Raw genomic sequence first — 3,716 nt, forward strand, 5'->3', positions numbered from 1 at the left:
AGGCCGAGATGTGCTTGCCCTTGTGCAGGTTCTCGCTGTTGACCAGCGTCAGGAATTCCGGGTTCGCCAGATAGTAGCTCCAGGTGAATTCCACCAGCCGGATAAGGGCGGCCTGCGGGTCCAGCGCATCGAGGGAGAGCTTCTTTTCCGCGCTGCGGATATCGGCATAGGCTTCCTCCAGCACGATGCGGAAGAGGTCCTCCTTGTTGCCGAAATAGTGATAGATCATACCTTTGTTGGCGCGCGCCTTCGCGGCGATGGTGTCGATGCGCGCGCCGGCCAGCCCGCGGCGGGCGAACTCGTCCTTGGCCGCCTTCAGGATGCGTTTGCGGGTGGCGTCGGGGTTGCGGGTGCGGGTTTCCGAACCCGGCTCGGCCGGCTTGCGGCCACGGGCGGCGGCGCGGCGGCCGGCGGCCGGCGGCGCGGCGTCGTCGATCTCGTCGGTCATATCGGCCGTCATCGTGCCTCTCCTGTCTGTCGGCATGCCGTGCTCTGCCGGCGTGCAGTGTCCGCTCACCAGCCCGGCGGCTGGCCGCGATTACACTTGTCGTCCAAGCTCTTAAAGCCTGTCATGGCCCCGTCGCCGGCACAAGACTTTTAACGAACCAGTTAATTCATTTCCGCGGTTTCCCGCAAGCCGGGCAAATGGCCGCGCAGCGGTCAGCGCTTCGGTCTGCCGTTGCCGGCGGCACCTTCCGCCAGACTGCCGGCAGGCTCTTGCCAAGCCGCCGTCTCTCTGTTTATAACCAACTAGTCAGTTAATAAAGCGGGGATGTACCCCGCCGGTCTGCACCGCCGGCAGCCGCCATCCGGGCCCCGGCGGGGGAGGAAATCCGATGAAGATCGTGGTGCCGGTCAAGCGTGTGGCCGATCCCAACGTGCCGGTGCGCGTGCGCGGCGACGGCCTTGGCGTCGACCTTGGCCATGTGAAGATGGCGCTGAATCCGTTCGATGAAATCGCGCTGGAGGCCGCCCTCCGCCTGCGCGAGGCCGGCCATGCGAGCGAGGTCATCGCCGTCTCGGTCGGTCCGAAGGCGGCGGAAGAGACGTTGCGCACCGCTCTGGCCATGGGGGCGGACCGTGCGGTTCTGGCAGAGGCCGGCGGTCCGGTCGAGCCGCTGGCGGTGGCCCGTGTGCTGAAAGCCCTCATCGAAGCCGAGGGCGCCGCTCTGGCGCTGCTGGGCAAGCAGGCCACCGACGACGACTGCAACCAGACCGGCCAGATGCTCGCCGCCCTGCTCGACTGGCCGCAGGCCACGTTCGCCTCGGAAATCGCCGTTCTCGCCGATGGCGGGCTGGAGGTGACGGGCGAGATCGACGGCGGGCTGGAAGTGGTCCGCCTCACTCTGCCGGCCGTGGTGACCGCGGACCTGCGGCTTGCCACGCCGCGCTATGCCAGCCTGCCGGCGATCATGAAGGCCCGGCGCAGGCCGCTTCAGGTGATCGCGGCCGCCGCCCTCGGCGTCGATCTTGCGCCCCAGCTCGTCACGGTCTCGGTCCGCGCGCCGGCGCCGCGCAAGGCGGGCGTGACGGTGGCGAGCGCGGAAGAACTGGTGTGCCGGCTGAAAGAAGCCGGTCTGGTCGCCTGACGGCGGCAGCGGGAGGATTGCGACATGACCACCCTTGTTGTGGCCGAACAGGACGACGGCCGGCTTTCGCCGGCCACCGCCCGCGCCGTCACCGCCGCCGCCGCGCTGGGGGCGCCGGTGGACGTGCTGGTAGCGGGGGCGGGGATCGGCGCGGCGGCCGCTGCTGCCGCCACCCTCGCCGGCGTGCGCCGGGTGCTGGCCATCGACGACCCGGCCCTTGCCGGCGGGCTGGCGGAGACCGCTGCCGCGCAGGTGCTGGCGCTGGCCGGCGATTACGACGCCTTCGTTGCCGCGGCCACCACCCGCGGCAAGGCGACGATGCCGCGCATCGCAGCCCGGCTCGGGGTTATGCAGGTCTCCGACGTGGTGGCGGTGATCGCCGCCGACACCTTCGAGCGCCCGGTTTATGCCGGCAGCGCGGTTGAAACCGTGCGCACCACCGCGGCAAAGCGGGTGCTGACGGTGCGCGCGGCGGCCTTCGCCGCGGCCGGCCCGGCCGCGGCGGCCCCGGTGGTGGCGGTGGCGCCGGCGCCGGTGCCGGGGCGGCCGGCGCAGCTCGTGCGCCGCAGCGTTGCCGACGGTGAGCGGCCCGATCTGGGCGCCGCGCGCGTCGTCGTCTCCGGCGGGCGGGGGCTGCAGTCGCCGGAGAATTTCCGCGCCCTCGTGCTGCCGCTGGCCGGCTGCCTCGGCGCCGCCGTCGGGGCCAGCCGGGCGGCCGTCGATGCCGGCTTTGCCCCCAACGACTGGCAGGTCGGCCAGACCGGGCGCATCGTCGCCCCGGAACTTTATGTCGCCGCCGGCATTTCCGGCGCCATCCAGCATCTCGCCGGCATGAAGGACAGCAAGGTCATCGTCGCCATCAACAGGGACGCGGAAGCCCCCATCTTTTCCGTTGCCGATTATGGTCTCGTCGCCGATCTGTTCGAAGCATTGCCGGCGGTTACCCGCGCGCTGGAGAAGGGCGCATGACGGCGCCGCTCTCCGGCCCGCCCGCGGCGGCGGAGGCCGTCCTGCTGCGCCGCCTGCTCGACGTGGCGATTGCCGCGGCCGACCCGCGGGCGCTCGTCGCCGCCCATCTCCGCCGTCATCTGCCGGTGCCGCCCGGCCCCGTGCTGGTGGTGGGGGCCGGCAAGGCGGCGGCGGCCATGGCGGCCGGGGTGGAGGATGTGTGGGGCGCGGCGGCACGCGGCCTCGTCATCACCCGCTATGGCCACGGCATGCCGACACGACACATCGCGGTGCGCGAGGCCGGCCATCCGCTGCCCGATGCCGCCGGCGTGGCGGCAACCGCGGATCTGATGGCGGCGGTCGCGGCCGCCCCGCCGGAAACCTTCGTGCTGGTGCTGGTTTCCGGCGGCGGCTCGGCGCTGCTGGTGGCGCCGGTGCCGGGGCTGTCGCTGGCCGGCAAGCAGGCGGTCAACGCCGCCCTGCTGGCCAGCGGGGCGGCCATCGGCGAGGTCAATGCGGTGCGGCGGCTGCTGTCGCGGGTCAAGGGCGGCGGGCTTGCCGCGCTCGTGGCGCCGCGCCCGTCGCTGACGCTGGTGCTCTCCGATGTGCCCGGCGACGATCCGGCGGTGGTCGCCTCCGGCCCGATGGCGGCGGGCGACGATCTGTCCGGCCGCGCCGTTGCCCGGCGGCTGGGCATCGCCCTGCCGGCGGCCGCGGAACAGGCATCGTTGCGCCCGCCGCCGGCGGCACCGGCGCCGGTGGCGCTGATCGGCTCGCCGCAGCGTTCGCTGGTTGCCGTGGCTGAAGCGGCCGCGGGCGCCGGCTGGCATCCGCTCATTCTGTCCGATGCCATCGAGGGCGAGGCGCGCGAGGTGGCGAAGGTCCATGCCGCTATCGCGCTGTCGCTGCGCGCCGGGCAGGGGCTGGCCGCGGGGATGCCGCCGGGCACCCGGTTTGCGCTCATCTCCGGCGGCGAGACCGGGGTGACGGTGCGCAATCCCCACGGCCAGGGTGGCCGCAATGGCGAATTTGCGCTGGCGCTGGCCCTTGCCCTCGGCGGGGCGCCGGGCATCTGCGCGCTGGCAGCCGACAGCGACGGCATCGACGGCCGTGGCCCGGCGGCCGGTGCGCTGGTGGGGCCGCAGACGCTCGCCCGCGCCCGCGCGCTCGGTCTCGATG

The 3,716-nt window shown here is 72.8% G+C and carries 4 protein-coding genes; 3 read left to right on the top strand and 1 reads right to left on the bottom strand.

Features of this window, described 5'->3' with window-relative positions:
* The coding region (locus tag V7067_RS16380; protein WP_334176963.1) for a TetR/AcrR family transcriptional regulator at positions 1 to 460 on the bottom strand (460 nt) is incomplete at its 3' end.
* A gap of 376 nt (positions 461 to 836) precedes the next feature.
* On the opposite strand from V7067_RS16380, the gene V7067_RS16385 reads away from it, so the two are divergent.
* The 3 genes from V7067_RS16385 to V7067_RS16395 all read left to right on the top strand — a co-directional run.
* Positions 837 to 1,589 (top strand): electron transfer flavoprotein subunit beta/FixA family protein, encoded by a 753-nt coding sequence (locus V7067_RS16385; protein ID WP_334176964.1) that lies wholly within the window; start codon positions 837 to 839, stop codon positions 1,587 to 1,589.
* 24 nt (positions 1,590 to 1,613) lie between these two features.
* Positions 1,614 to 2,558, top strand: coding sequence for an FAD-binding protein (locus tag V7067_RS16390; RefSeq protein ID WP_334176965.1), 945 nt, complete (start codon positions 1,614 to 1,616; stop codon positions 2,556 to 2,558).
* Positions 2,555 to 3,716: DUF4147 domain-containing protein (locus tag V7067_RS16395; RefSeq protein WP_334176966.1), on the top strand; the 1,162-nt coding region annotated here is incomplete at its 3' end. The genes V7067_RS16390 and V7067_RS16395, both read left to right, overlap by 4 nt.

It is taken from the genome of Pseudoxanthobacter sp., assembly GCF_036822375.1.
Classification (GTDB): Bacteria; Pseudomonadota; Alphaproteobacteria; order Rhizobiales; family Segnochrobactraceae; genus Pseudoxanthobacter.